1 protein-coding gene is annotated in these 523 nt (G+C 76.9%); it reads left to right on the top strand.

Translation table 11 applies throughout. The annotated features are described in order from the left end of the window. A partial coding sequence (locus tag GT042_RS35685) for an AMP-binding protein (RefSeq protein WP_161312826.1) occupies positions 1-523 on the top strand: 523 nt, incomplete at both ends.

Raw genomic sequence — 523 nt, 5'->3', positions numbered from 1 at the left:
TACGTCTTCGACGCCTCCACCTTCGAGATCTGGGTGCCGCTCCTGAACGGGGGCCGGGTGGTCGTCGCGCCGCCGGGCGTCCTGGAGGCGCGGGTCCTCGCGGAGCTGGTGGAGCGGCACGGGGTCACCGCGCTGTTCCTGACGACGGCCCTGTTCAACGTCGTCGCCGAGACCGACCCGGCGGCCTTCGCCGGGCTGCGCCTGGTCGCCGCCGGGGGCGAGAAGGCCACCCCCGACGTGATGCGGCGCGTGGCCGCCGCCGCGCCCGGGACCCGCGTCCTGCACGTGTACGGCCCCACCGAGACCACGACCTTCGCCACCCGCCACCCGGTCGACGCGGACACGGCGGGCGTGCCGCCCATCGGCCGGCCCCTCGACGGGACACGCCTGTACGTGCTCGACGGCTCGCTCGGCCTGGTGCCGCGCGGCGTCGTGGGGGAGCTGTACGTGAGCGGCCGGGGCGTCGCCCGTGGCTACCAGGGCCGCCCCGCGCTGACCGCCGGCCGGTTCGTCGCCGACCCGT

It is taken from the genome of Streptomyces sp. SID3212 (assembly GCF_009865405.1).
Classification (GTDB): Bacteria; Actinomycetota; Actinomycetes; order Streptomycetales; family Streptomycetaceae; genus Streptomyces.
Note: the sequence above shows the minus strand (reverse complement) of the source record. Positions and strands in the feature narration are given on the sequence as shown.